At 73.0% G+C, this 25,864-nt stretch carries 15 protein-coding genes and 1 tRNA gene; 10 read left to right on the forward strand and 6 right to left on the reverse strand.

Going from position 1 to position 25,864, the window contains the following annotated elements:
* Positions 1–170 precede the first annotated feature (170 nt).
* The 6 genes from ACZ60E_RS43970 to ACZ60E_RS43995 all read left to right on the forward strand — a co-directional run bounded on the left by ACZ60E_RS43970 (position 171) and on the right by ACZ60E_RS43995 (position 10,634).
* Positions 171–368: a hypothetical protein gene (locus ACZ60E_RS43970; RefSeq protein WP_469447992.1), complete on the forward strand. Its 198-nt coding sequence runs from the start codon at positions 171–173 to the stop codon at positions 366–368.
* 413 nt (positions 369–781) lie between these two features.
* Positions 782–3,622, forward strand: coding sequence for a type I DNA topoisomerase (gene topA / locus ACZ60E_RS43975; RefSeq protein WP_385834115.1), 2,841 nt, complete (start codon positions 782–784; stop codon positions 3,620–3,622).
* A gap of 212 nt (positions 3,623–3,834) precedes the next feature.
* Positions 3,835–7,209: a dTMP kinase gene (tmk, locus tag ACZ60E_RS43980; RefSeq protein WP_469447993.1), complete on the forward strand. Its 3,375-nt coding sequence runs from the start codon at positions 3,835–3,837 to the stop codon at positions 7,207–7,209.
* Between the two features lie 267 nt (positions 7,210–7,476).
* Entirely contained in the window at positions 7,477–8,682 is a 1,206-nt protein-coding gene (locus ACZ60E_RS43985; RefSeq protein WP_385834113.1) for a DNA polymerase III subunit delta', read from the forward strand.
* Positions 8,683–8,857: 175 nt separating this feature from the next.
* On the forward strand, positions 8,858–10,459 hold the full coding sequence (locus ACZ60E_RS43990; protein WP_469447994.1) for an alpha/beta hydrolase: 1,602 nt from the start codon (positions 8,858–8,860) through the stop codon (positions 10,457–10,459).
* 101 nt (positions 10,460–10,560) lie between these two features.
* Positions 10,561–10,634, forward strand: a tRNA-Thr gene (locus ACZ60E_RS43995).
* Positions 10,635–10,766: 132 nt separating this feature from the next.
* On the opposite strand, the gene ACZ60E_RS44000 is transcribed toward ACZ60E_RS43995, so the two are convergent.
* Positions 10,767–11,714, reverse strand: coding sequence for a M56 family metallopeptidase (locus tag ACZ60E_RS44000; RefSeq protein WP_384801565.1), 948 nt, complete (start codon positions 11,712–11,714; stop codon positions 10,767–10,769).
* Between the two features lie 366 nt (positions 11,715–12,080).
* Here ACZ60E_RS44000 and ACZ60E_RS44005 point away from each other — a divergent pair, with 366 nt between their 5' ends.
* Positions 12,081–12,992 carry a glycosyltransferase family 2 protein gene (locus tag ACZ60E_RS44005; protein WP_469448007.1) on the forward strand — a complete coding sequence of 304 codons (912 nt, stop codon included), beginning with the start codon at positions 12,081–12,083 and terminating at the stop codon, positions 12,990–12,992.
* Positions 12,993–13,494: 502 nt separating this feature from the next.
* On the forward strand, positions 13,495–16,917 hold the full coding sequence (locus ACZ60E_RS44010; RefSeq protein WP_469448008.1) for an AfsR/SARP family transcriptional regulator: 3,423 nt from the start codon (positions 13,495–13,497) through the stop codon (positions 16,915–16,917).
* 37 nt (positions 16,918–16,954) lie between these two features.
* Here the strand turns inward: ACZ60E_RS44010 and ACZ60E_RS44015 are convergent, their stop codons facing one another.
* The 3 genes from ACZ60E_RS44015 to ACZ60E_RS44025 all read right to left on the reverse strand — a co-directional run bounded on the left by ACZ60E_RS44015 (position 16,955) and on the right by ACZ60E_RS44025 (position 20,393).
* A complete protein-coding gene (locus ACZ60E_RS44015; RefSeq protein WP_469447995.1) occupies positions 16,955–18,676 on the reverse strand; it encodes a bifunctional 3'-5' exonuclease/DNA polymerase in 1,722 nt (573 codons plus the stop codon).
* 259 nt (positions 18,677–18,935) lie between these two features.
* A complete protein-coding gene (locus ACZ60E_RS44020) occupies positions 18,936–19,661 on the reverse strand; it encodes a Clp protease N-terminal domain-containing protein (protein WP_384801574.1) in 726 nt (241 codons plus the stop codon).
* Between the two features lie 102 nt (positions 19,662–19,763).
* Positions 19,764–20,393, reverse strand: a complete 630-nt coding sequence (locus ACZ60E_RS44025) for a LysE family translocator (protein WP_469447996.1) — start codon at positions 20,391–20,393, stop codon at positions 19,764–19,766.
* A 130-nt stretch (positions 20,394–20,523) separates the two neighbouring features.
* Here ACZ60E_RS44025 and ACZ60E_RS44030 point away from each other — a divergent pair, with 130 nt between their 5' ends.
* Positions 20,524–21,684, forward strand: coding sequence for a DUF2786 domain-containing protein (locus ACZ60E_RS44030; protein WP_469447997.1), 1,161 nt, complete (start codon positions 20,524–20,526; stop codon positions 21,682–21,684).
* Between the two features lie 275 nt (positions 21,685–21,959).
* Here ACZ60E_RS44030 and ACZ60E_RS44035 read toward each other — a convergent pair whose 3' ends face one another.
* Positions 21,960–22,508 (reverse strand): DUF4232 domain-containing protein, encoded by a 549-nt coding sequence (locus ACZ60E_RS44035; RefSeq protein WP_384801583.1) that lies wholly within the window; start codon positions 22,506–22,508, stop codon positions 21,960–21,962.
* 178 nt (positions 22,509–22,686) lie between these two features.
* Here ACZ60E_RS44035 and ACZ60E_RS44040 point away from each other — a divergent pair, with 178 nt between their 5' ends.
* A complete protein-coding gene (locus ACZ60E_RS44040; protein WP_469447998.1) occupies positions 22,687–24,891 on the forward strand; it encodes an FUSC family protein in 2,205 nt (734 codons plus the stop codon).
* Here the strand turns inward: ACZ60E_RS44040 and ACZ60E_RS44045 are convergent.
* On the reverse strand, positions 24,869–25,366 hold the full coding sequence (locus tag ACZ60E_RS44045; RefSeq protein ID WP_469447999.1) for a hypothetical protein: 498 nt from the start codon (positions 25,364–25,366) through the stop codon (positions 24,869–24,871). The genes ACZ60E_RS44040 and ACZ60E_RS44045 overlap by 23 nt on opposite strands.
* Between the last annotated feature and the right edge of the window lie 498 nt (positions 25,367–25,864).

Consider the following 25,864-nt stretch of genomic DNA (forward strand, 5'->3'; position numbering starts at 1 on the left):
CCGCCCCGCGTCGGGACGCCGGGACGCACGGTATCGGCCGCCTCCCGTTCACCCCGGGTTGGGATTCCGGCTTCCCGGAGGTGCCAGCGTCCCGACCGGAGCACGCGAGAGCGGGACGCAGGTCCCGCGAGGGCGGGACCCGGCGACACACGAGGGCGAGGGGACGAGCCATGGAGAGCGGACCGGCGATCTTCACGGGAGCGGTGTTCGCCCTGTTCGGGGGCGGACTGCTGCTGTGGACAGCGGTCCGGCTGCGGCAGCGCGCCCCCGTCGCCCTCGGAGCGAGCCCCGTCGCATCGGTGGCGGTCGCGGGCTTCGCCGGGACGGCCGCCGTGCTCCTCGCGGTGTGGTGTTTCACTCGCGTCTGAGTTCCGGCCGCCGGTGACGCGCCGGTCCGACCCGCTCCCCGGGGAACGCCTTCCGCCGTCCGCTCGATGCGGCCCGCCGCCCGCGCAACACCGCCCCGCTGTCCGGGAAACGCCGTCTCCGCTGTCCTGGAATCGCCGTACGGCGGCGGGCGCGGGCAAGATCGACGCCGGTCGGACTTCGCCTCTCCGGTAATTGAGAGGTCACGCTCCGGATGTCCCGGAAAGGGCAGGTCGGCACTCCGGGCGGCAGGAATGGCGGGAGTCGGGTTACCGTTCGAGTGGCCGTTGCGGGCTTTTCCCGTTTGACACGGGGGCGGGATGTACCGTCACACTCCGCAGCGTCAGCATGACCCGACCCCCGGGTTCAAGGCCTGGGGCGAGACCCCCTGCGTCGACCGGAGAGAAGAGCGAAGTTGTCCCCGACCAGCGAGACCGCACACGGCGGCCGCCGACTCGTCATCGTCGAGTCGCCTGCCAAGGCGAAGACGATCAAGGGCTATCTCGGCCCCGGATACGTCGTCGAAGCGAGTGTCGGGCACATCCGCGACCTCCCCAACGGCGCCGCGGAGGTGCCCGAGAAGTACACCGGCGAGGTGCGTCGGCTCGGCGTGGACGTCGAGAACGACTTCCAGCCGATCTACGTGGTCAACGCTGACAAAAGGGCGCAGGTCAAGAAGCTCAAGGACCTGCTGAAGGATTCCGACGAGCTCTTCCTCGCAACCGATGAGGACCGCGAGGGCGAGGCCATCGCGTGGCACCTTCTTGAGGTTCTGAAGCCCAAGGTCCCCGTCCACCGGATGGTCTTCCACGAGATCACCAAGGACGCGATCCGCAGCGCCGTGGCCAACCCGCGCGAGCTCAACCAGCGCATGGTCGACGCCCAGGAGACCCGTCGTATCCTCGACCGCCTCTACGGCTACGAGGTCTCGCCGGTCCTGTGGAAGAAGGTCATGCCGCGGCTGTCGGCAGGCCGCGTCCAGTCGGTGGCGACCCGTCTCGTCGTCGAGCGGGAGCGCGAGCGCATCGCCTTCCGCTCCGCCGAGTACTGGGACCTGACCGGCACCTTCGGCACCGGCCGCGCCGGCGACCGCAGCGACCCGTCGAACCTGGTCGCCCGGCTGACCGCGGTCGACGGCAAGCGCGTCGCCCAGGGCCGCGACTTCGACTCGCTCGGCCAGATCAAGGGCGCGAACACCCTCCATCTGGACGAGGCCAACGCCCGCGCGCTGGCCGCCGCCCTGGAGAACACGGACTTCGCCGTACGGTCCGTCGAGTCGAAGCCGTACCGGCGCTCGCCGTACGCACCTTTCCGTACGACCACGCTCCAGCAGGAGGCGAGCCGCAAGCTCGGCTTCGGCGCGAAGTCCACGATGCAGGTGGCGCAGAAGCTGTACGAGAACGGCTTCATCACCTATATGCGTACGGACTCCACGACCCTCTCGGACACCGCGATCACCGCGGCCCGCGCTCAGGTCACGCAGCTCTACGGCGCGAGCTACCTGCCGGACAAGCCGCGTACGTACGCCGGGAAGGTGAAGAACGCGCAGGAGGCGCACGAGGCGATCCGTCCCTCGGGCGACCGTTTCCGCACCCCGGCCGAGACGGGTCTGACCGGTGACCAGTTCCGGCTGTACGAGCTGATCTGGAAGCGGACCGTCGCTTCCCAGATGAAGGACGCGGTCGGCAACTCCGTCACCGTCAAGATCGCGGGCAGGGCCTCCGACGGCCGGGACGCCGAGTTCAGCGCGTCCGGCAAGACGATCACCTTCCACGGCTTCCTGAAGGCGTACGTCGAGGGCGCGGACGACCCGAACGCCGAGCTGGACGACCGTGAGCGCCGCCTCCCCCAGGTGGAGGAGGGCGACCCGCTGTCCGCCGAGGAGATCTCGGTCGACGGTCACGCGACCAAGCCCCCGGCCCGTTACACCGAGGCCAGCCTGGTCAAGGAGCTCGAAGAGCGGGAGATCGGCCGCCCGTCGACGTACGCGTCGATCATCGGCACGATCCTCGACCGCGGCTACGTGTTCAAGAAGGGGACGGCCCTCGTGCCCTCTTTCCTGTCCTTCGCCGTGGTCAACCTCCTGGAGAAGCACTTCGGGCGGCTCGTCGACTACGACTTCACGGCCAAGATGGAGGACGACCTCGACCGCATCGCGCGGGGCGAGGCCCAGTCCGTCCCGTGGCTCAGGCGCTTCTACTTCGGCGAGGGCGAGGCGACCGGCGCCGCGGAGGCCGGCAACGGCGACGGCGACCACCTCGGCGGCCTCAAGGAGCTCGTCACCGACCTCGGTGCCATCGACGCCCGCGAGGTGTCGTCGTTCCCCGTGATGGGCGGCGACATCATGCTGCGCGTCGGCCGCTACGGCCCGTACGTGGAGCGCGGCGAGAAGGACTCCGAGAACCACCAGCGCGCCGACGTCCCCGAGGACCTGGCACCCGACGAGCTGACCGTCGAACTCGCCGAGGAACTGCTCGCCAAGCCGAGCGGCGACTTCGAGCTGGGTGCCGACCCCGAGTCGGGCCACCAGATCATCGCCCGTGACGGCCGCTACGGCCCGTACGTCACCGAGGTGCTGCCCGAGGGCACCCCGAAGACCGGCAAGAACGCCGTGAAGCCGCGTACGGCCTCGCTCTTCAAGTCGATGTCCCTGGACACCGTGACCCTCGCGGACGCGCTCAAGCTGATGTCGCTGCCGCGCGTCGTCGGCACGGACGCCGAGGGCGTGGAGATCACCGCACAGAACGGCCGCTACGGCCCGTACCTGAAGAAGGGCACCGACTCCCGCTCCCTCACGAGCGAGGACCAGCTCTTCACGATCACGCTCGACGAGGCCCTCGCGATCTACGCGCAGCCCAAGCAGCGGGGCCGCGCCGCCGCCAAGCCGCCGCTGAAGGAACTGGGCGCCGACCCGGTCAGCGGACAGCCCGTCGTCGTCAAGGACGGCCGCTTCGGCGCGTACGTCACCGACGGCGAGACCAACGCGACCCTGCGGTCCGACGACAGTGTCGAGGCGATCACTCCGGAGCGGGGCTTCGAGCTGCTCGCGGAGAAGCGGGCCAAGGGGCCGGCGAAGAAGACGGCCAAGAAGGCGGCGAAGAAGGCCCCCGCCAAGAAGGCGCCCGCGAAGAAAACGGCAGCAAAGAAGACAGCTGCTACGAAAACGGCGGCAAAGAAGACCACCACCGCGAAGAAGACGGCCGCCAAGAAGACGACCGCGAAGGCCACGGCCGCCAAGGCGACGGCCGAGGACTGAGCGGTTCTTCACAGAGGCCGCACAAAGAGCTGAGCCGCTCTCCGTCCTCGGTCGAGGACCGGTCCGCGGACGGTCGGGAGGCCGACCGGAGGCGGACCGGATCTTTCACCTTCGGTTCCCAGAACGAACGCCCCGACACCACTTGGTGTCGAGGGCGTTCGCATGTTCGGGGCCCTATTCGGGGACCGGGTGCGTCCGGATAGGCTGGCAGGATGACGCGAGCCGAGCAGCCAACGGCCCACACTTCGGCCCCCGACGACTCCCTGGTCGCAGACTCACGGGAGCGAGCCGTCCGGGCGCTGCTGCGTGTACCGCAACTGAGGCGGCTGTGGAGCGCCCAGCTGGTGAGCGGCGTCGGTGACGCCCTCGCCCTGCTGGTGCTGGTCCTGCTCGCCCTGCAGGCGGCGGTGTCCGACGGCTCCTTCGGAGGCGGCTACCGCGGAGTGGCCCTCGCCGTGTCGGCGGTCTTCGGGGCACGCATCCTCGCGACGCTCCTCTTCGGAGCGGTGCTTCTGGGCCCGCTCACCTCACTCACCGCCCAGGACGGCCCGCTCGACCGCCGCTGGACCATGGTCGGCGCGGACGGCGTACGGGCCGTCCTGCTGATCATCGCGCCCCTGTGGATCGACTGGACCCCTGAGAACGCGCTGGCCGTGATCCTCGTGACGGCGTTCGTCATCGGGGTCGCCGAGCGTTTCTGGACGGTGTGCCGCGAGAGCGCGGCGCCCGCGCTGCTGCCCGCGCCCCCGCTGGAGGGCGCGACGGTACGGCCGCTGCCCGACCACATGGACGCCCTACGGCGCCTCGCTCTGCGTACGGGATTCGTCACGGCGCCCCTCGCGGCGGCGGTGCTCGTCGTCGCCGGGCTCCTCAACAACCTGCTGGGCGCCGGACTCGCGTGGTTCGACCAGCACCAGGCGGCGCTCGCCTCGTACGTCTCCGCGGGCCTGTTCGCCGCGTCCCTGTCGGTGCTCACCTTCCTCGAACTGCCCGACGTGCGCACCCCGCGCGCGCGGTCGCCGCTGGAGGGGCTGCGCCGCCCCAGGACGGGTTCGGGCATCGACAAGGGCCGTACGGGGGCCATCCCGCTCCTGGTGCTCGCCTGCGCGGCCGTCGCCGGAGCCGTCGCGGCGGCCGTCGCCGTGGCCGTGCTGCACGCCAAGGACCTGGGCGGCGGCCCGGTGACGTTCGGGCTGCTGGTGCTCGCGGTGACCGGCGGGGTCGTGGTCGGCATCCGTACGGCGCCCAAGCTGCTGCCGTCGCTGTCGCGCCGGCGGCTGCTCGCCCTGGCGATCGCCTTCACCGGGATCGCGCTGCTCGCCGCCGGACTCGTCCCCGACGTCACGACCGTGCTCCTGATCGTCGGCCTGGCGGGCACCGGCGCGGGCGTCGCCGCCAACACCGGCCACGCCCTGCTCGACCAGGAGGCCGAGGACTACCGCCGCACGCGTACGACGGAACACCTGCACGCGGTCGTACGGGTCTTCGTGGCCGTGGGCGTCCTGGTGGCGCCGCTCGTGGCGGCGGCCATCGGTCCGCACCGCCTGGAGAACGGCAAGTTCGTGTTCGCGCACGGCGGCGCCGCCTTCACCCTGATGCTGGTCGGCGCGCTGCTCCTGCCGGTCGCCGCACTGGTCCTCGCCAAGGCCGACGACCGCTCCGGAGTACCCCTGCGGCACGACCTGAGGGACGCGCTGCGCGGCGGGGACGACCCGGTGCAGGCGCCCACCGACGCAGGGTTCTTCATCGCCCTGGAGGGCGGCGACGGCGCCGGCAAGTCCACCCAGGCCGAGGCCCTCGCGGAGTGGATCCGCGCCAAGGGACACGAGGTCGTCGTGACGCGCGAGCCCGGCGCCACCCCCGTCGGCAAGCGGCTGCGGTCGATTCTGCTCGACGTGTCGTCGGCCGGCCTCTCGCACCGCGCGGAGGCGCTGCTGTACGCCGCCGACCGCGCGGAGCACGTGGACACCGTGGTGCGGCCCGCGCTGGAACGGGGCGCGGTCGTGGTCTCGGACCGGTACATCGACTCCTCGGTGGCCTACCAGGGGGCGGGGCGCGATCTGTCCCCCACCGAGGTCTCCCGCATCAACCGCTGGGCCACGGACGGGCTCGTACCCCATCTGACGGTCCTGCTGGACGTGGCGCCGGAGACCGCGCGCGAGCGGTTCACCGAGGCGCCTGACCGACTGGAGTCGGAGCCCGCCGAGTTCCACGCGCGCGTGCGGTCCGGTTTCCTGACGCTGGCCGCCGCCGACCCCGGCCGCTACCTCGTCGTCGACGCCGGGCAGGAGCCCGAGTCCGTCACGACCGTGATCCGGCACCGGCTCGACGTGGTGCTGCCGCTCTCCGAGGCCGAGATCAAGGCCAAGGAGGAGGCACGCAAGGCCGCCGAGGAAGAAGCGCGCCGCAAGGCCGAGGAAGAGGCCGCACGCAAGGCCGAGGAGGAGCGGCTGGAGCGCGAGCGCCAGGAGCAGCTCGCCCGGCTGCGCGCGGAGGAGGAAGAGCGCAAGCGGCTCGAACTGGAGGAGGCGCAGCGGCGCGAGGCCGAGCGGCAGGCCGAGGAGGCCCGCCAGCGCGCCGAGGCCGCACGCGTGCGTGCCGAGCAGGAGAAGGCACGGCAGCTCGCGGAGGAGAAGGCCCGCGCGGCCGAGGAGGAGCGCCGGCGCAAGCAGGCCGAGGAGGAGGCGCGACTGCGGGCGGAGGCCGAGGAGCGGCGCCTGGAGAAGCAGCGGAAGGCCGAGGAGGCGCTGGTACGGGCCGAGGAGGCGCGACGCGCGGCTGAGGCGGCGGCTGCCGTGGCGGCGGCCAATACCGCTTCCGCGGCTGCGGCGGCTTCGGCGCGAGCTGCTGCCGCATCGTCCGCGGCTGTGACCCCCGCGCCTTCTGGAGGGGCTGGGTCCGGTCGGACGGCGGCTGGTTCGGGCAACGAGAGCCCGAGCACCGGGAACGCGAGCACCGGGCACGCGGGTACTGGGCACGCGGGTACTGGGCACGCGGGCAACGCGAGCCCGGACAGCGAGAGCCTGGACAACGCGAGTCCTGACAACGAGAGCACTGTGCAGACGCCCATGGTGACGCCCACGAACGCGTCCGGTGGTCCGGTCGACGAGACGGCCGTGCTGCCTCCGGTGCCGCCGCGGGACGCCCGGCCGACCGCCGGTCCGGCCGGTGGGCCGACCGCCGGTCCGGCCGGTGACGAGACGGCTGTGCTGCCGCAGGTGCCGCAGCCTCCGCAGGGCGCCGCCGACGAGACCGCGGTGCTGCCGCCGGTCCGGCCGGAGCCCGCCGCGGACGAGACGGCGGTCCTTCCCCCGGTACGGGACGAGCGCGGCCGTGGTCGTGGCCGCGAGCCCGAGGACCGGGTGCCTCCCGGGTACGGGGACGGGTACGGCACCGGAACGGGTGCCTCCGACGGTGGCACTCGTGAGCTGCCCCAGGTCGACGCCGAGGGCAGGCCGCGGCGACGCCCCCGTTCGGACTGGGCGGAGGAGACCCCGCTGGACGATCTGCCGACGCTGGCCGACGAGTTGCTGGGCCCGCGGGACGACGACGAGCGGGACGAGGGGAACGGGCGCCGGCGGCGCTGACGGCATCGCGGGCGGGGCGTCAGGCACGTCCAGCAGGGGCGTCGGCAGAGGCGGCAGCGGCGTCGGCGGGGCGCCGGCAGCGGGGCCGTGCCGGCGTCCGGGCCTCGTTGTCAGTGCCCTCCCGCACAATGGGACGCAGCAGGCACACGTGCGACAAAAGGCGCGGTTGTGGCTGCGGCTGCGGCCGTGGCGATGACAGCGGCTGCGCCGCCGATGGTGACGGCGACGGTGACGGTGACGGCAGGTTCGACGAAAGGGCGGCGCCCCATGACCGTATGGGACGACCTGGTGGGCCAGGAGAAGGTGAGCGGGCAGCTTGAGGCCGCCGCGCGGGACGCCGACGCCCTGGTGACCGCGGTCGCCGCCGACACCCCGCTGCCCGAGGCCTCGAAGATGACGCACGCGTGGCTCTTCACGGGGCCGCCGGGTTCGGGCCGTTCCACCACGGCGCGCGCCTTCGCGGCGGCCCTGCAGTGCACCAGCCCCGACCGCGCCCTCGGCGGGATCCCCGGCTGCGGATTCTGCGACGGCTGCCACACGAGCCTGATCGGTACGCACGCGGACGTGCAGATCATCCGCACCGACCTCCTCTCCATCGGTGTGAAGGAGACGCGCGACCTGGTCCGCCGTGCCCAGCTGTCCCCGGCGGTCGGTCGTTGGCAGGTCATCGTCATGGAGGACGCCGACCGCCTCACCGAGGGCGCGGGCAACGTGCTCCTGAAGGCCGTCGAGGAGCCCGCCCCCCGTACGGTCTGGCTCCTGTGCGCGCCCTCCCTGGAAGACGTGCTGCCCACGATCCGCTCCCGGTGCCGCCACCTCACGCTCCGGACGCCCTCGGTGGCCGCGGTCGCCGACGTCCTCGTACGCCGCGACGGCATCGAGCCGGACGTCGCCGCCGCCGTGGCCCGAGCCACCCAGGGCCACATCGGGCGCGCCCGGCGCCTCGCCACGGACGAGCGGGCCCGTGCGCGCCGGGCCGCCGTCCTGAAGCTGCCGCTGCGGGTCGACGACGTGGGTGCCTGCCTCAAGGCGGCCCAGGAGCTGGTCGACGCGGCCTCCGAGGACGCCAAGCAGGTCGCCGAGGAGACCGACGTCAAGGAGACCGAGGACATGAAGGCGGCCCTCGGCGCGGGACAGGGCGGCCGAATGCCGCGTGGCACCGCGGGCGTGATGAAGGAGCTGGAGGACAAGCAGAAGCGCCGCAAGACGCGTACGCAGCGCGACAGCCTGGACCTGGCCCTGATCGACCTCACGGCCTTCTACCGCGATGTGCTCGCCCTGCAGTTCGGCACGGATCTCGCCCTGGCCAACACGGAGATGCAGGACGCGCTGGACCGGCTGGCCCGGGGCTCGTCGCCCGAGGCCACCCTGCGCAGGATCGAGGCGATCGCCGCGTGCCGGGTGGCCCTGGACCGGAACGTGGCGCCGCTGCTCGCGGTGGAGGCCATGACGATGGCGCTGCGGGCGGGGTGAGGCTGAGGGGGCCCGCGCGGTGGGCTGACGCTCTGTGCACCGACACGGCGGGCCGGCACGGTAGGCCGGCCCGGCGGACGGGCGCGGGTCGGACGGGGAGTTGACGGCGTCACTCGTACGAGGCACGCGTGCAACTCTGAGCGATCAAAACGTCGCACAGGGTTACGCTCGGTCGATGTACATCAGGCGCCGGCCCAGGTCATCCCGGGCCCACCGTTCCCTCCGCGCGTACGGCACCCTGTTCGCCGTCGCCGGACTCCTCGTCTCCGCCTGCTCCGCGGGGAGTTCGACGACCGCCGCGAGCCCGGCCGGGTCGGTGGCACTGCACGCGCTGCCCGAGGCCACCCCGTCCGCGCTGGCCCCGTACTACGCGCAGCGGCCGAACTGGCGGGCCTGCGGTGTCGCCGGCTTCGAGTGCAGCACGCTGAAGGCCCCGCTCGACTACGCCGAGCCGGCCAAGGGCGACATCCGGCTGGCCGTGGCCCGCAAGAAGGCCACGGGACCGGGCAAACGGATCGGCTCGCTGCTGGTCAACCCGGGAGGGCCGGGCGGATCGGCGGTCGACTACCTCCAGTCGTACGCGGGGATCGGTTACCCGGCGAAGGTGCGCGCCCGCTACGACATGGTGGCAGTGGACCCGCGGGGCGTCGCCCGCAGCGCGCCCGTCGAATGCCTCACGGGCAAGCGGATGGACGCGTACACGCAGACGGACACGACCCCCGACAACGCGCGCGAGACCGCCGAACTGGTCGACGCGTACAAGGAGTTCGCGGCGGCCTGCGGAAAGCGCTCGGCGAACCTGCTGCGCCATGTGTCCACGGTCGAGGCGGCCCGTGACATGGATCTCGTACGGGCCGCGCTGGGCGACGGGAAACTGACGTACGTGGGTGCGTCGTACGGCACGTTCCTCGGGGCGACCTACGCGGGCCTGTATCCGGAGCGCGTCGGCCGGCTGGTGCTGGACGGCGCGATGGACCCGTCCCTGCCCGCGCGGCAGCTGAACCGTGACCAGACGGCCGGCTTCGAGACGGCGTTCCGGTCCTTCGCGAAGGACTGCGTGGGGGAGTCCGACTGCCCGCTGGGCGGGAAGGGCACGTCGCCGGAGCAGGTCGGCAAGAACCTGAAGGCCTTCTTCCAGAAACTGGACTCCGCGCCCATCGACGCGGGTGACGCGGACGGCCGCAAGGTGGGCGAGGCGCTCGCCACGACCGGTGTCATCGCCGCGATGTACGACGAGGGGGCCTGGCCGCAACTGCGCGAGGCCCTCACCACGGCCATGAAGGACAAGGACGGCGCGGGCCTGCTGGTCCTGTCGGACAGCTACTACGAGCGGGAGGCGGACGGCACGTACGCCAACCTGATGTCCGCCAACGCGGCGGTCAACTGCCTGGACCTGCCCGCCGCCTTCGCCTCCCCCGAGGAGGTCGAGAAGGGCGTCCCCGACTTCGAGAAGGCCTCCCCGGTCTTCGGCGAGGGCCTCGCCTGGGCCTCGCTGAACTGCGCCTACTGGCCGGTGAAGCCGACCGGTGAGCCGCATCGCATCGAGGCGAAGGGCGCGGCGCCCATCGTCGTCGTCGGCACGGTCCGGGACCCCGCGACGCCCTACCCCTGGGCGCAGTCCCTCGCCACCCAGCTCTCCTCCGGGTCGCTCCTGACCTACGACGGCGACGGCCACACGGCGTACGGCCGAGGCAGCGCCTGCATCGACTCCGCGATCAACCAGTACCTGCTCGAAGGCACCCCGCCGCAGAAGGGAAAGCGCTGCTCGGCGACCTGATCGCCGAGCAGCCGGGGGTGCCTCCGGGGCCGGTACGGAGCACCCCCGGAAACTGTGTAGACTTGCTGACGTTGCCGATCGCACCATAGTGCTGGCAGCGCGCCGCCTTAGCTCAGATGGCCAGAGCAACGCACTCGTAATGCGTAGGTCTCGGGTTCGAATCCCGAAGGCGGCTCTGTGGAAGCCCCAGGACTCACTCGCCGTGACCTGGGGCTTTTGCTTTTGTCCGAGCCCGTGGCCTGTGAGCCCGTGAGCTTCACCAGTTGTTCCCGCGGGCGGCGGCCTTTTCCGTAACTGCCCGCAGGCCCTACGGCGCCAGAGTCGCCAGCGCCGGGCCGAACGCGATCAGCAGTGGGACCAGTGGGGCCAGTGCCGCGGCCGTCGTGGTGCCTCGGCGGTGGGAGCGGGTGAGGCGGGGTGGGGGGTCCAGGAGGCGTTCCACACGTTGGTGGAGCAGGGGCCTCGGGGTGGCGCAGGACAGCACGCCTCGGTGCTGGTTCAGCTCGATCAGGGCCAGCGCGGTCGTGAGGTGGCCGCAGCGGCGCGACGCCGTGTCGTCGGCGGAGAGTTCGACGAGGCGGTGCGTCTGGTCGCGGAAGTCACGGAAGACGGGGATGCCCGGGAAGCCGCCGGCCAGCGCCTGGGAGAGATGCAGGAGCCAGTCGTGGCGGGCCCGCGCGTGGCCGAGTTCGTGGGCCTGGATGGCGTCCAGCTGGTGATCGGTGAGGCGGTGCAGGGCGCCCGTCGTGACGACGAGCTGGGACGGGCTGCCCGGCATCCACCAGGCGTCCGGGTACTCGTCCTCCAGCACGAGGAGCGGGCCGCGCGAGGTCGGCAGGCCTGCCGGCAGCTCGGGCGCGCGTTCGCGCAGGTGCTCGCGGCGCAGGCGGCTGCGCCTGCGGGCCTCCGTCACCTCGCGGGCGAGCATCGCCGTGGTCCAGGCGGCGCCGCCCGCCAGCAGCAGCGTCAGCGCGGTGGTCCAGGGCGGGGCGGCGGCCAGGTCGTACGCCGCCGTCACGGAGGCCGGCGCGGGCGCGAAGACATGGGCGCGGACCGTGTGGAAGACGGCGGAGGCGCTCAGCACGAGCGACGACAGACAGCACAGCAGGACCGTGGCGACCAGGCACTGCCACACCCACAGTGCGAGTACGGGCTCCCGCTCGGGCCAGGAGGCGCCGGTCAGGACGCGGGGCGCCACGACCGCGGCGGTCAGGGCGACGGCCGCCATCAGCATGAGGGAGATGGTCACGGTCATGTCCTGAGCCCCTTCTTGCCCTCGGTCCGGTGAGTCCCGCGGGTCCGGCTGGTCCCGTCGAATCCGCCGGTCGGCCGCCCGTGATCCTGCGGGTCATGGACACGCTACCGGTCGGCGGGGCCCCTGAGGCACCCCAGCGGAGTGACAGCCCGGGGTGACGGCCTGGAGGGATGTCTCATGCGACCGCCCGGCGTGATGCAGCGCCGCGCGGTCGTGAGACGGCCGTAACTCACCTCCGTACAGGACGGGGAACACTGTCCGGACGCGCGCCGCGACAACCTCGCGACACCCTTAAGAAGTCGCGTACTTGAGGAGTCCACAGCGTGAACGGCTAGCATCGTTCTCTGATTGTCCGACGAGGTCGAGATCGGGGTGGGCGTCGTGTCGAGGGAACCTCGAATCGCGGTGGCCGTGGTGACGATGGGGACGCGGCCCGACGAGGTCGACGCGCTGCTCGCGGCGGTGGCCAAGCAGGACGTCGCGCCCGCGCGGATCGTGATCGTCGGGAACGGCTGTCCGCTGCCGGAGTTCGCCGAGCGGCTGGGCCTGCCCGGTGAGGTCACCGCCATCGAGGTCGACGAGAACCTCGGCTGCCCGGGCGGCCGCAATGTCGCTCTGCGGCGGCTGCGGGAGTTCGGGGACGTGGACGTCGTCGTCGAACTGGACGACGACGGGCTGCTCATCGACCCCGATGTCCTGCGGACGGTACGGGACCTGTACGCCGTCGAGCCGCGCCTGGGCATCGTCGGTTTCCGCATCGCCGACGAGAACGGCGAGACCCAGCGGCGCCACGTACCCAGGCTCGGTGCCAAGGACCCCCTGCGGGGCGGCGAGGTGACCTGCTTCCTCGGCGGTGGCCACGCCCTGTCCATGGAGATGCTCGCGCAGACGGGGGACTGGCCCGCCGAGTTCTTCTTCGCGCACGAGGAGACCGACCTGGCGTGGCGGGCCGCCGACGCCGGCTGGACCATCCGGTACGAGCCGCAGCTGCTGCTCCAGCACCCGAAGACGTCACCCGCCCGGCACGCCATCTACTACCGCGTCACCGCCCGCAACCGCGTCTGGCTGGTCAGGCGCCGGCTGCCCCTTCCGCTCATCCCCGTCCACCTGGGGGTCTGGATCGCGCTGACCCTCGTACGGACGCGGTCCGTCGGTGGGCTGCGGGCGTGGTTCGGCGGATTCGTGGAGGGGCTGAGGGTGTCCGCCGGGGAGCGCCGGCCGATGCGTTGGAAGACCGTGTGGCGGCTTACGCGGCTGGGGCGCCCGCCCGTCATCTGAGACGGAGAGGGAGGGGCGGGGCCAGTTGTTGGGGCTTCGCCCGGTACGCGGGGGACTCACGCGTGTTCCACGGGTGCCTCACGTGTCTTCCACGGGGCTCTCGGACCCGGTCGCGACGGCGACACTCCCCCGAGTCGCGGCGACCTACGACGCCTACCGCGTACCGGAACGACCGGATCCGATGCGGTGATCAAATCAGGCCACGCCAACCGATCGCTAACATGGGCGAACGGTGTGGCGGGGCACGGAGTTTCGCCCGAGGGCCGGCGGAGCGTCGGATTCCGGCCGCCCGACGCCGCGACGGGAGGGCGGACAGGTGGGCGGCGGGACGCGGTCGGAACGAGAGGCCGGACTGCTCGGCCCGCCCGGCACGTCCACGCCCACGCCCACGCCCACGCCCACGTCCGAGTCGCTGGTTCCCTTGCCCGGTACGCCCACGTCCGCAGCGGCGGCCCCTTTTGCCGGTGCCCTGCTCGGAGCTTCCGCCGCAGGTCCGAGCCGGTTGCGCTTCGGGCTGCTCGGGCCCACGGTCGTGTACGGGGCCGACGGCGTGGCCCGGCCGGTCAGCAGCGCCAAGGGGCGCGTCCTGCTCACCGCTCTGCTCCTGGAACCGGGGCGGGTCGTCTCCGTGCACGCGCTCAAGGACGCGTTGTGGGGCGGGTTCCCGCCCGCGTCCGCGCACGCCTCGCTGCAGAATCATGTGACCCGGCTGCGGCGGCTCCTGGATGACCCGGACCGGCTGCGGTCGGTGGCCACCGGCTATCAACTGCGCATATCGGCAGGCGAGTTGGATGTCGGGGTTTTCGAGGCCCGGATCGTGGCCGCCCGCGCTGCGTATGCGCGGCGCGACTGGGAGAGGGCTTCGGCCGAGGCCGTCGCGGCGCTCGCGCTGTGGCGCGGCACCCCGTTGGACGGCTGGTGCCCGGAGGCCGGTGGGATCTCCCTCGTCCAACGGCTGGAGGAGGCACGGCTGTTCGCCCTGGAGTGCCGGTACGACGCCGAACTGGAGCTCGGCCGGGAAGCGGCCGAACAGGGCGTACGGCTCTCCGGGCTCGCTCCCGAACTGGCCGCTCTGGTAGCCGAGTTCCCCCTGCGTGAGGCCTTCCACCGGCAGCTGATGCTGGTCCTGTACCGGACGGGCCGCCAGGCGGAGGCGCTGGCCGTCCACCGTGATCTGCGCGGCAGGCTCGTCCGCGAACTCGGTGTGGAGCCGGGGAACGCGGTACGGGAGGCCCATCTGGAGATCCTGCGGGAGCCGGTGGGTGCGCCCCCGGGAGCCGCGGGTGCGGTGACCGCCGTCCACGGCCGGGCGCGACCTGTTGAACGGGCTGCCACTGAAAGGGCTGACACCGAACGAGCTGTCACTGAACGGGCTGTCACTGAACGAGCCGCCGTCGCGTCCAGCTCCGGTTCCAGCTCCGACTCCCGTTCCGGTTCCGGCTCTCGTGGGGCCGCCCGGACCATGAGGCCTGCCACCACCACGATCCTGGCGGAAACGTTCGCTGCGAGTCCGGTTCCGTTTCTGGTTCCGGTTACGGGTCCGGGTCCGGTTCGGGTTCCGGCTATTCCGGCGCAGACCTCCCGGGCCTCTCGGACCTCCCGGCCCCCCTCCACCATCACCACCGCTGCCGTTCCGAGGCCCGCCCAACTCCCGCCCGTACCACTCCACTTCACCGGCCGCGAGGCAAGCATCCGGGCACTGCGCACCGCGCTCCTCCCGGACGGCCCCGTCGACCCGGACGGTCCGGGAGATCCCGTCGGGGACGGCCGCCCCCGGGTCGCCGTCGTCAGCGGTATGGCGGGGGTCGGGAAGAGCGCGCTGGGCGTCCAGGTGGCGCACGGGCTGCGGACGGAGTTCCCCGACGGGCAGCTGTACGTGCGGCTGCACGGGGCGACGCCGGGCGTGCCGCCGCTCACCGCCGGGCAGGCCCTCGCCGCACTGCTCCGCGACCTCGGTGTGGAACCGTGCGGCGTGCCCGAACACCCGGACGCGGCAAGCGCGTTGCTGCGGTCCCTGCTGGCCCCCACCCGCACCCTGCTCGTGCTGGACGATGTCGCGAACGCCGCGCAGGTCCGCCACCTGCTGCCCGCCGGGCCCGGGTGCGCGGTGATCGTCACCAGCCGTTCGCCCCTCACCGCGCTGGACGGCGCGACGCGTTTTCCGCTCGCGCCGCTCTCCGCCGAGGAGAGCGCCGAGCTGCTGCGCGCCGTCTCCGGGCGGGACGGCCTCGACGGTACGCACCCGCTCGTCGGCCTCACCGGACGGCTGCCTCTCGCCCTGCGGATCGTCGCCGCGCGTCTGGCCGCCCGGCACGTTCTCACCCCGGACGCGCTGGCCGGTCAACTGGCCGCCAGCGACCAACGGTTGCACCATCTGGAGTACGACGACCTGAGCGTGCGCCGCTCGCTCGCGGTCGCCCTCGACGCGCTGCGCGCCTCGGACCGCGAGGCCGACCGGGACGCCGCGCTCGCCCTGCGCCGGATCGGCGCGCTCGACCTGCCGACGTACGGGATTCCGCTGCTCGCACGGCTGCTGGCCACTGGCGAGCGGCGCGCGGAGGCCGCCCTCGACCGCCTCGTCGACGTCGCTCTCCTCGACGAGAGCACGTACGGCCGCTACGCCCCCCACGACCTCGTACGGGATTTCGCCCGCGAGGTCGCCCGAGACGGTGCCCACGCGGATGCACGTGAGGATGCCCATGAGGGGAGCACGCGCCCTGATCCTTCGGGCTTGCATTCCTTGGGTTCGGATTCCTCCGGCTCGCATCCCCCGGGTTCGGATCCCTCGGGTTCGGATTCCGATTCCACGGACATCGCCCTCCGCTGGTACATCGCCTCCGCCCGCCAGTGCGTGCTGGCCCTGACGCCCTCCGGTGTCGACCGGGACAACCGGCTCGGTGTGACCGTCGCGGAGAAGGAGTGCGTGGCCGCCGATGCGGACGGGGATCCGCCCCCGCCGTTCGGCTCGGCCGCCGAGGCCGTCGCCTGGGGTGACCGGGAGGTGGCGAACGTCGTCGCGCTCGTCGAGGGACGGGCCGCCGTCTCCCCGCTCGTGCCCGTCCTCGTCCGCGCCCTCTTCCCGTATCTGCAGCGCCGCGGCCGGCTCCGCGAACTGGCGACTCTGGGGCGGCGGGCACTGGACGTGGCGCGGCGTCTCGGTGACGACGCCGCCGAGGCGATCGCGCTCTCCGACCTGGCGGGGCTGCACTTCATGCAGGGCAGGGCGGGCGAGGCGCTCGTCCTGACCGACCAGGCGCTCGTGCGCTGGCGCGGTCTCGGCGTCCTGCCGCGCGTCCAGCGCTGTCTGAACAACCGGGGGCTGCTGCTCGAAAGCCTGGGCCGGTACACCGAGTCCGAGACCGCCCTGCGGGAAAGCCTCGAACTGGCGCGGCAGGCGGGCGAGACGGACGGCGAGGCCGTCGTCTACAGCAACCTCGGCAACCTGTACGAGCACAGCGACCCGCGTGCCGCCATCGCGTGGCACGAGCGGAGCCTCGCGCTCGGGGAGGTCATGGGCGACTCACGGGTACGGGAGTCCGGGCACTGCAACATCGGGTACGCCCACCTCGCGCTCGGCGAGCCGGCCGGTGCGCTGGAGCACTTCGACCGTGCCCTGAGCATCTCGGACGGGGCCGACTGGCAGAGCGGTTCGCAGACCCGGCTCGGTCTGGTGCGTGCCCTGCGCGACCTCGACCGCGCGGAGCGGGCCGCCCGGGAGTGCGCCCTGCTGCTGGAGCGGGCCGAGCAGCGCGCCGACCGCTACACCGCGGGTCTCGCCCGGCACCAGCAAGGGCTGCTCCACCGGTCGGCGGGCCGCACCGAGGAGGCGTACGAGCAGTGGGAACTGGCCCTCGACGACCTCGACGGCACCGACAGCCCGGTGGTCGAGGAGCTGCGGGACCTGCTCCTGAGCCGCATCGGTTGACCACCATGGATCAGGTGGTGTGTGGCGCGCAGTGCGCTCACTTCGCGTCCGCGTAGCACTTCACCACCGCCGTGGTGAACGGGAACCGCACCGGCGTCTCCCCGAACGTCAGCCGTCCCGCCTCCTCGGCGGCCTCCCGGATCGCCTGGACCACCGCGTCGGCCTCCTCCTCCGGGCAGTGCACCATCACCTCGTCGTGCTGGAAGAAGACCAGCTCGGCCGCCATGTCCCGGCAGGTGCGCCGGAGCCCGGCGAGCACGAGAAGGGTCCAGTCGGCGGCGCTGCCCTGCACCACGAAGTTACGGGCGAAGCGGCCCCGGGCCCGGGAGTTGCTGGACGCGTACCCGGGCACCCAGTCCTGGGCGCCCCCCGGCTCGGCCCCCTCGCCCGGACCGCCGGCCAGTTCGCCGGTCTCCTCGCTGTCCGGGATCCCCGCCTCCTCGCCCGAGGAGTCCGACCCCGCCGCCGGTGGGCAGGTGCGGCCCAGCCAGGTCCGTACGAGCCGGCCCTCCTCGCCCGCGCGGGCCGCGTCGTCCACGTACGCCACCGCCCTGGGGAAGCGGCGGCGCAGCAGCGCGAGGTTCTTGAGGCCGTCGCCGGACGTCTGGCCGTAGACCGCGCCGAGGACGGCGAGCTTCGCCTGGGCGCGGTCGCCGGAGAAGGCCCGGTCGGAGACGGACTGGTAGAGGTCGCTCTCGCGGCCCGCCACCTCCATCAGCCCGGGGTCGCGGGAGATCGCGGCCAGGACGCGCGGCTCCATCTGGTCGGCGTCCGCCACGACGAGCCGCCAGCCGGGGTCGGCGACCGCGGCCCTGCGTATGACCTTGGGGATCTGCAGGGCGCCGCCGCCGTTGGTCACCCAGCGGCCGGTGACGGTGCCGCCCGCCTGGTACTCCGGTCTGAACCGGCCGTCCCGCACCCAGTCCTGGAGCCACGACCAGCCGTGGGCGACCCAGATCCGGTACAGCTTCTTGTACTCGACCAGGGGCTTCACCGCCGGGTGGTCGATGGACTCGATCTCCCAGCGCCGGGTGGACCTCACCTTGATCCCGGCCTGCGCGAACGCCTTGACGACATCCGCGGGCAGGTCGGGGCGGACCCGGCGGCCGAACGCGGCCGACACCTCTTCCGTCAGTTCGGCCAGCCGCCGTGGCTCACCGCCGCCCGCATACCGCTCGCCCAGCAGTTCGTGCAGGACCTCCCGGTGCACGTCGGCGCTCCACGGCAGCCCGGTCTCGTTCATCTCCGTCGCCACCAGCGTGCCCGCCGACTCGGAGGCCGTGAGCAGCCGCATCCGCTCGGGCCGCGCGGTCGCGTCGTGCCTTCGCTGCTGCTCCCCGTACACCTCGATGAGCTGCGCCAGCGGTACGTGGACGGGGCGCGGCTCGAAGAGGGACGACTGCGAGCCGGGCTCCGCGGAACGCTGCGGGGGATCGGGCGGTACGGGGCCGCCGTGCAGCCTGGCGAGGGCGGCGGCGGCCGAACGGGGTTCGCCGAGCCGTCCCTCGTGGCCGAGCAGGAGGGTCTCGGCGGCCTCCAGGTCGTAACACCGCTCCACCCGGACGCCCTCGGCGCGCAGCCGTGGGTAGACCTCCGGCGTCGCCCGCCACACCCAGCGGGTGACGTCCGGCCGGGAACGTACGGACTCGGCGAGGTCCGGTTCCCGCAGGAGCGGTCCGGCGGGCAGTCCGTCGGGGCCGAGGGGGGCGAGCTCCGCGCCGCCGTCCTCGGCCGGCGCGAGCGCCCACCGTCCGGTCATGACGCGAGTCTCGCAGGAGGGTCTGACAATCCGGCCCCAGCGCGGCCCGCCCGCCGTTCGCCGCCGGGGCCCGCCTGCCGTGCTCACCGCCGGGGCCACCGGCCTTGTCGGTCGGGTGCGGGTGCGGGTCCGGTGGGGGTGGGCCGCGCAGTTCCCCGCGCCCCTGAAGGGGCGGTGGCTGGGCCCGTCGGCCTTGTCGGGCGCGCAGTTCCCCGCGCCCCTGAGGGGGCGGTGGCCGGATTCATTGGGGAGGCGGGGTCTACTGGAGGGGCTTCTTCAGTTCTTCCAGTGACTTCGTGATGTCCGCCTCGGTCGCCGTCTTGGTGACGCCGAGTCCGCTCAGCAGGCCCGTCCCCGCCTCGTGCTCCAGGAGGGCGAGCAGGATGTGCTCCGTACCGATGTAGTTGTGGCCCAGGCGCAGGGCCTCGCGGAAGGTGAGTTCGAGGACCTTCTTCGCGCCGGCGTCGAAGGGTACGAGTGCGGGCATGGTCTCCGCGCGCGGCGGGAGGCCGGCGCTCGCTGCCTCGCGTACGGCGTCCAGTGTGACGCCCTGCGCGGTGATCGCCTTCGCCCCGAGACCCTCCGGCTCGGCGATCAGGCCGAGGACCAGGTGCTCGGTGCGGATCTGGTCGTTGTCGGCGTTCCTGGCCTCCTCCTGCGAGGTCACCACCACGTTCCTGGCGCGTGGCGTGTAGCGGCTGAAGCCCTGGCTCGGGTCGAGGTCCGACTCGGCCTTCGGTACGAACCGCTTCTGGGCCGCCTGCCGGGTCACCCCCATGCTCCTGCCGATGTCCGTCCAGGAGGCGCCCGAACGCCGGGCCTGGTCCACGAAGTGGCCGATCAGATGGTCGGCCACGTCGCCGAGGTGGTCCGCGGCGATCACCGCGTCCTGGAGCTGGTCGAGGGCGTCTTCGTGGACCTTCTTGATGGCCTCGATGAGGTCGTCGAGGCGTACGGAGGTGGTGCCGCGTGGATTCGTGGTCATGTGTCAACCGTAGGTTGACGGTGTGGGGGTGTCAACCTCGCGTTGACAGTGTATTCCAGGATGACTGATAGGGGTCGTCCCGGTCCGCTCCGGTCCGTTCGGCTACTTCGGGGATGCCACGAGCAGGCGTACGGCCAGTCCCGTGAAGACCGTGCCGCTGAAGATGTTGAGCCCCCGGGCGACCCGGCTGCTGCGCCGCAGCAGGTCGGAGAGGCGGCCGGAAAGCAGTCCTACGGAGGCGTCGAAAACGAAGCCCATGACCACGATGGTGACGCCCAGGACGAAGAACTGGCCCATCACATGGCCGAGTCCGGGGTTCACGAACTGCGGCAGGAACGCCACGTTGAAGAGGATCACCTTGGGGTTGAGGAGGTTCGTGACCGCCCCCTGCCAGAAGGCCCGCCGCCGCCCCGGACCGACGGCGGCGCCCTCCTCGACCGGCACCGAGCGGTCCCGGAACGCCTTGACCGCGAGGTACAGCAGGTAGGCCGCGCCGGCCCAGCGCAGTACGTGGTACAGCGTCGGCAGCGCTGTGAACAGGGCGGAGAGGCCCAGCATCGCGGCGACCGAGTGCACGAGCATCGCCGTGGCGACGCCCGCCGCGGCCATCACCCCCGTGACCGGTCCGCCCCTGCCTCCCATCGCCACGATGAACATCATGTCGGGGCCGGGGCTCACCACGAGCGCGAGCGCGGCGACCAGGAACGCTGCGTACAGAGAGGCGTCGACCATGGGGGCATGCTCGGGCCCGCCGGGCGACGGGTCGAGCGATTTTCACCCGCTGAGACGGCCGCCGCCCGCAGCCGGGGCCGGAGCGGGTCCGCCGCCCGGTCACCCGTTCCGCCCATGACACGATCGGCGCATGAGTAGTACGTCCTCCATGGTGGAGCGCGCCTTCGCGGCCGCGCTCTACGCCGACTCCGACACGGCCCTCGACACCGGTGCCTCCCTGCTCGCCGCCGACCCCGCCTCCGACGCCGAACTCGCCCGTCGTGGCGAGGAGTTCGTCGCCGCGGCCTGGCGGCGGGGCTGGCAGCCCGCGGACGTCGTACGGATCGTGCGGCGCGAGCTGGACGACGTGCACGAACGCCTCGCGGCGGAGCTGGTGCTCGCCGAGGCCGCCCGGGACCGTACGCCCCGGGCTCCGCGCTGGACGGCACAGCTGGACGAGCTGGACCGCTCCGACCGCCCGGACCGCCTGGTCCGCCCCGACCGTTTCCAGTACGCGACCGCCGCCCTGGAGCTGTACCGGCTGCTGCTGCGGCTGCCCACCCTGGAGCCGCTGGAGTCGCTGGACGCCCAGGTGGCCCGTGCGCCCGGGAGCGGCTCGGTCCCGCGGGACACCCGCATGCTCACCCGTATCCGCGCGCTCCTCGCCAAGGCGGAGGCGACCGGGTTCCCGGAGGAGGCGGAGGCGCTGAGCGCCAAGGCGCAGGAGCTGATGGCGCGGCACAGCATCGACGAGGCGCTGCTCGCGGCGCGTACGCACGCCAAGGACGCGCCCGGCGCCTGCCGGATCGGCGTCGACCCGCCGTACGAGACCGCCAAGGCGGTCCTCCTCGACGCGGTGGCGGGCGCGAACCGCTGCCGCGCGGTGTGGAACGAGGCCCTCGGCTTCTCCACCGTCGTCGGCTTCGAACCCGACCTGGAGGCGGTCGAACTCCTCTACACCTCGCTCCTCGTGCAGGCCACGGCCGCCATGACCAAGGCGGAGGCTGCCCAGCGGGCGGGCGGCAGGAAGCGTACGAAGTCCTTCCGGCAGTCGTTCCTCGCGGCGTACGCGCACCGCATCGGCGACCGGTTGGCCGACGCGGCCGAGGGGCAGGTGAGCGCCACGGCGGGGGAGTTGCTGCCGGTGCTCGCGGCGCGGGACGTCGCGGTGACGGACGAGACGGAACGCATGTTCCCGGACACCGTCACGACCCGGATGCGCGGGATCAACGACGCGGCCGGCTGGCAAGAGGGAGCCGCAGCAGCGGACCGGGCCCAGGTCAACCCCCACCCACGCCTCCCCACCTCCTGACCCCGCCCGACGGTCAGGGACGCGAGGAACGGCGCACCCAGCCCCCACCGGCCCGCGGACGCACCGCGACGCTCAGCCCCCCGTCCCGCTGCAGCGCAGGGTCCGGCCCGGCCGGGAGGGGGCGCGGGGAACGGCGCGGCCAGCCCCCACCGGCCCGCGGACGCACCGCGACGCTCAGGCCCCCGTCCCGCTGCAGCACAGGGTCCGGCCCGGCCGGGAGGGGGCGGAGGGAACGGCGCGGCCAACCCCACCGGCCGCCGGACGCGCCGCGACGCTCAGTCCCCCGTGCGCTGCAGCGGAGTGACGGACGCGTCCGGTTCGCCGCCGGTGCCCCGAAGCGCCACCTCGCCGTACTTCCACGCGAACGACAGCTCGCCGTCGGCCCCCGGCAGAGTGAACTTCGCGGTCGTCACCGCGGCGGCCTTCTCGGCGTCACCGGCGGGCCCCCGTACGTACGTGATCGTGAAACCGACCGTCTCGTCCTTCTTCACCGTCAGCTTCTCCGGCTCCGCGGCCTTCTCCGCAGCGACGGACAGCGCGGTGCCGCCGGCGTCCAGGCCGACGGTCGGGAAGCCCTTCAGCGTGCAGTCGGCTCCGGAGCCGTTCGTGAGGCTGACGGACACGGTCCCGGTGTCACCCGCGGCCGGCGCCTCGCTGGCGACGACCTCCTGGCCGAGCTTGTCGGCCGCGCAGGCGGACGAGGAGGCGTCCTTGGGCCCGCTGCTCTTGTTGTCACCGCCGCCACCGTCGTCGCCGCCGCAGGCGGTCAGGGTCAGGGTGAGCGTCGCCGCGAGGGCGGTGACGGCGATCGGCAGAGTGCGCATGGATTTCCTCAAGCCTCAGGGTCGTACTGCTGCAAGTTCGTACAGCTGCTGATGGTGACGCAGGTGGTGACGCAGATGGTGACGCAGATGGTGACGCAGATGGTGATGCGGATGATGACGGTATCCGTAGATCATCATGGATCCTCCGCCCCTCCGGCCCCTCCCGTACGCTGGCGCAGTGAGCTGGCGACGAGCGCTTAAGGACACCGCGCGCTCGGGGCTCGCCGTGGAGAAGACACGGCTCGAACCTCTCGTCGCGGTGCGCGGAGCGGTGGGCCTCGCGATCGTGATCGCGGCGAGTCTGTGGGCCTTCGGCCCGGCCGTCGCCGCGAGTTCGGCGTTCGGCGCGTTCCAGGCGGCGATCGCCACGTTCCAGCGCAGCTGGCGCCCCCGCCCCGAACTGGCCCTCGCCTCCGGTACGAGCCTCGCCGTCTCCACCTTCCTCGGCTATCTGACGATCTCCCGGGAACCGCTCTTCCTCGCCCTGCTGGTGGTGTGGACGTTCGCCGCGGGGATGAGCTGGGCCGCGGGCCCGACCATCGGCCTGATCGCGTCCTCGAACGTGGCGATCATGCTCGTGACGGTCACCCTGCCGACCTCCGTCGCCCAGGCCGCGGGCCACGCCGCCATGATGATCGTGGGCGGTGTCGTCCAGGCCGCGCTGATCGTGCTGTTCCCCGTACGCCGCTGGGGCGCCCACCGTGACGCGCTCGCCGACGCCCTGGCCGCCGAGGCGGACTACGCGCGGCGGCTGCGCCACAATCCCGTTGCGTCCTTCGACCCGCTGCCCCTGATGGAGGCCCGCAACGCCGCCGCCGTCACACCCCGCCAGGCCCGCCGCCGCCCCGCCGAACTGCACGGCGCCCGTGGCATCGCCGAACGCATCCGCCCCGTACTGGCCTCTCTGGCCGACCCGGCGATGGGCGTACCGGCGGAGGGGCACGCCCGCGACCGCGTCCGCGAACTGCTCGCCGCCGCGGGCGCCATCCTCGACGTGGCGGCCCACTCGATCCGCCGGGGCGAGCCCGTGACCGTCCCGGGCGCGGCCCTGGCCACCTTCCGCACCCCGGACACCGGGAGCATCCTCACCGGCCGCCCCTACCGCGCGGCGTCCCGCCTCAACACCCTCCTCCAGGACGTGCTGGAGACGGCGGGCGGCAGCACACCGAAGGGCACCGACCGGACCCCGGTCGTCGGCGTCGCCCCGGCCGCCCCGCCCCACCGCCCCGGCAGCCGCAGCCGCCCCACCCTGCTCGCCCTGATCCCCACCGCGCTCAGGGCCATGCGCAAGGAACTCCGCGGGGGCTCCCCGATCACCCGGCACGCCACGCGGGTGTCCGCGGTCGCCGCCGCCGGATACGTACTCGGCACCGCGCTGCCCCTCGGCCACGGTTACTGGGCCCCGCTGACCTCGGTCATGGTCATGCGCCCGGACTTCTCCCAGACGTACAGCCGGGCCGTCGCCCGGCTCGGCGGCACCGTCGTCGGCGTGGCCGTGGCCACGGCGGTGGTGCGGCTCGCCGACCCGGGCACGTACCTCTCCGGGGCCCTCGCCGTGGTGAGCGCCGCGCTCATGTACCTACTGATGCGGACGGGCCAGTTCGCTGCCCAGGGGTGCATCGCCGCGTACGTCGTCTTCCTGCTCGGCATGGGCGGCGAACAGTGGACGCAGACCGTGCCCGAACGCGTCGTGCTCACCCTGCTCGGCGGACTGCTGGCGATGATCGCGTACGCCGTCTACCCGGCCTGGGAGACCCCGCGGCTGCGCACCCGCCTCGCGGACTGGCTGGCCACGCAGGGCCGTTACGCGGCCATGGTCTTCGACGCCTACGCCGATCCGGCCCTCCGCAGCGCCCCGGACGTCCGTGAGGCCCTGCTTACCGCGCGCACCGCCCGGGCGGCCTGGCACACGGCCGTGGCCCGTGCCACCGCCGAACCGGTCCGCCACCGCGGCCTCTCGCGGACCGCCGCCGACGACGCCGAGGACGCGCTCGCCCAGCTGGGCCGTGTCGCCATGCTGCTGGAGGCCCATCTCCCGGAACGCGGCGCGACCCCGGTCCCGGCCGCCGCCGGACTCGCCGAGGCCCTGCGCGAGTCCACCCAGCAGGGGGCGAAGAGCATCCGGGAGCGCCGGGTGCCGGGGTGGGACGCGGTACGGGCCGCCGTGGAGGCCTGGGAGACGGAGCCGGCGGGCGGGGAGGAAGCCCTGCTCGTACCGGCGCGGCTCGTCCTCGACGCGCTGACCGAGCTGTCCGAGGCGCTCGACACCGCGGTACCGCCCATGACGCTCGACGGGACGTCGGCGGTCGCTGAGCCGGGCACGAAGACGGGCACGGAGCCGGGCACGAAGTCGGGCGGTGTCAGGAACCCAGGCTCGCCGTAGGCAGGCCGGGCGGCAGGCCCTCGCCCTCGGACCTGGTGTACGTCTCCGCGCCGAAGCCGTCCCAGGTGACCTTCAGGGTGGTGGAGTCGACGGAGTCCACCATGCCCTCGGAACGGTCCTTGTTCCCGTCGGTGCACTTCAGCGTGATCATGCGCATGTCGGAGGTCTTGCCTGCCGTGCCGCTGCAGATGGATCCGCTCGTCGAGAACAGGCCCGCCTGCTTGCCGGTGATCACCAGAGCGACGGCCTTGCCGCCCTTGGTGGTGAGCCAGTTGCCGTCGAGCTCGTCGGCCTCGGCGGACTGGGTGGGCTCGGCGCTCGTGGTGGACGAGGGGTCCTTGTCGCCGCCACCGTTGTCGTTGCTGTCACTGTCGCCGTCGCTGGTGCAGCCCGTCGTCAGGGCGAGCACGACCGCCAGCCCCGCGGCTGCGGCTGCGGTGCGCGCGTGCTTGCGCGGGAAGGTCGCCGAAGTCACTGAAGCCTCCAGGGGTGTGGCCGTCCGGGTCCAACCGCTGCAAGTTACCAGCAGTAGGCGTGGGCGTCCGTCGGGTCCACTTCGGCTGCGGGCCGGTGGGGGTCGCCCGCGCCGTTCCCCGCGCCCCTGAGGGGGTGGGGCTGTGCGGGGTTCGCTTCGAGTGCGGGCCGGTGGGGGCTGATCGCGCAGTTCCCCGCGCCCCTGAGGGGTGGGGCCATTCGGAGGCCGCTTCGGCTGCGGGCCGGTGGGGGTGGGTCGCGCGGTTCCTCGCGCCCCTGAAGGGGCCCGCGGGCGCGGCGACGCGAGTTCGTCCGTGCGGGTCGGTGGGGGCTGATCGCGCAGTTCCCCGCGCCCCTGAGGGGTGGGGCCATCCGGAGGCCGCTTCGGCTGCGGGCCGGTGGGGGTGGGCCGCGCAGTTCCCCGCGCCCCTGAGGGGGCCCGCAGGGGTGGGCCCACCCTCACCCCCACCGGCCCCGCTTTTTAGGGGCGCGGGGAACT

This window comes from Streptomyces sp. NPDC102514 (genome assembly GCF_055584525.1).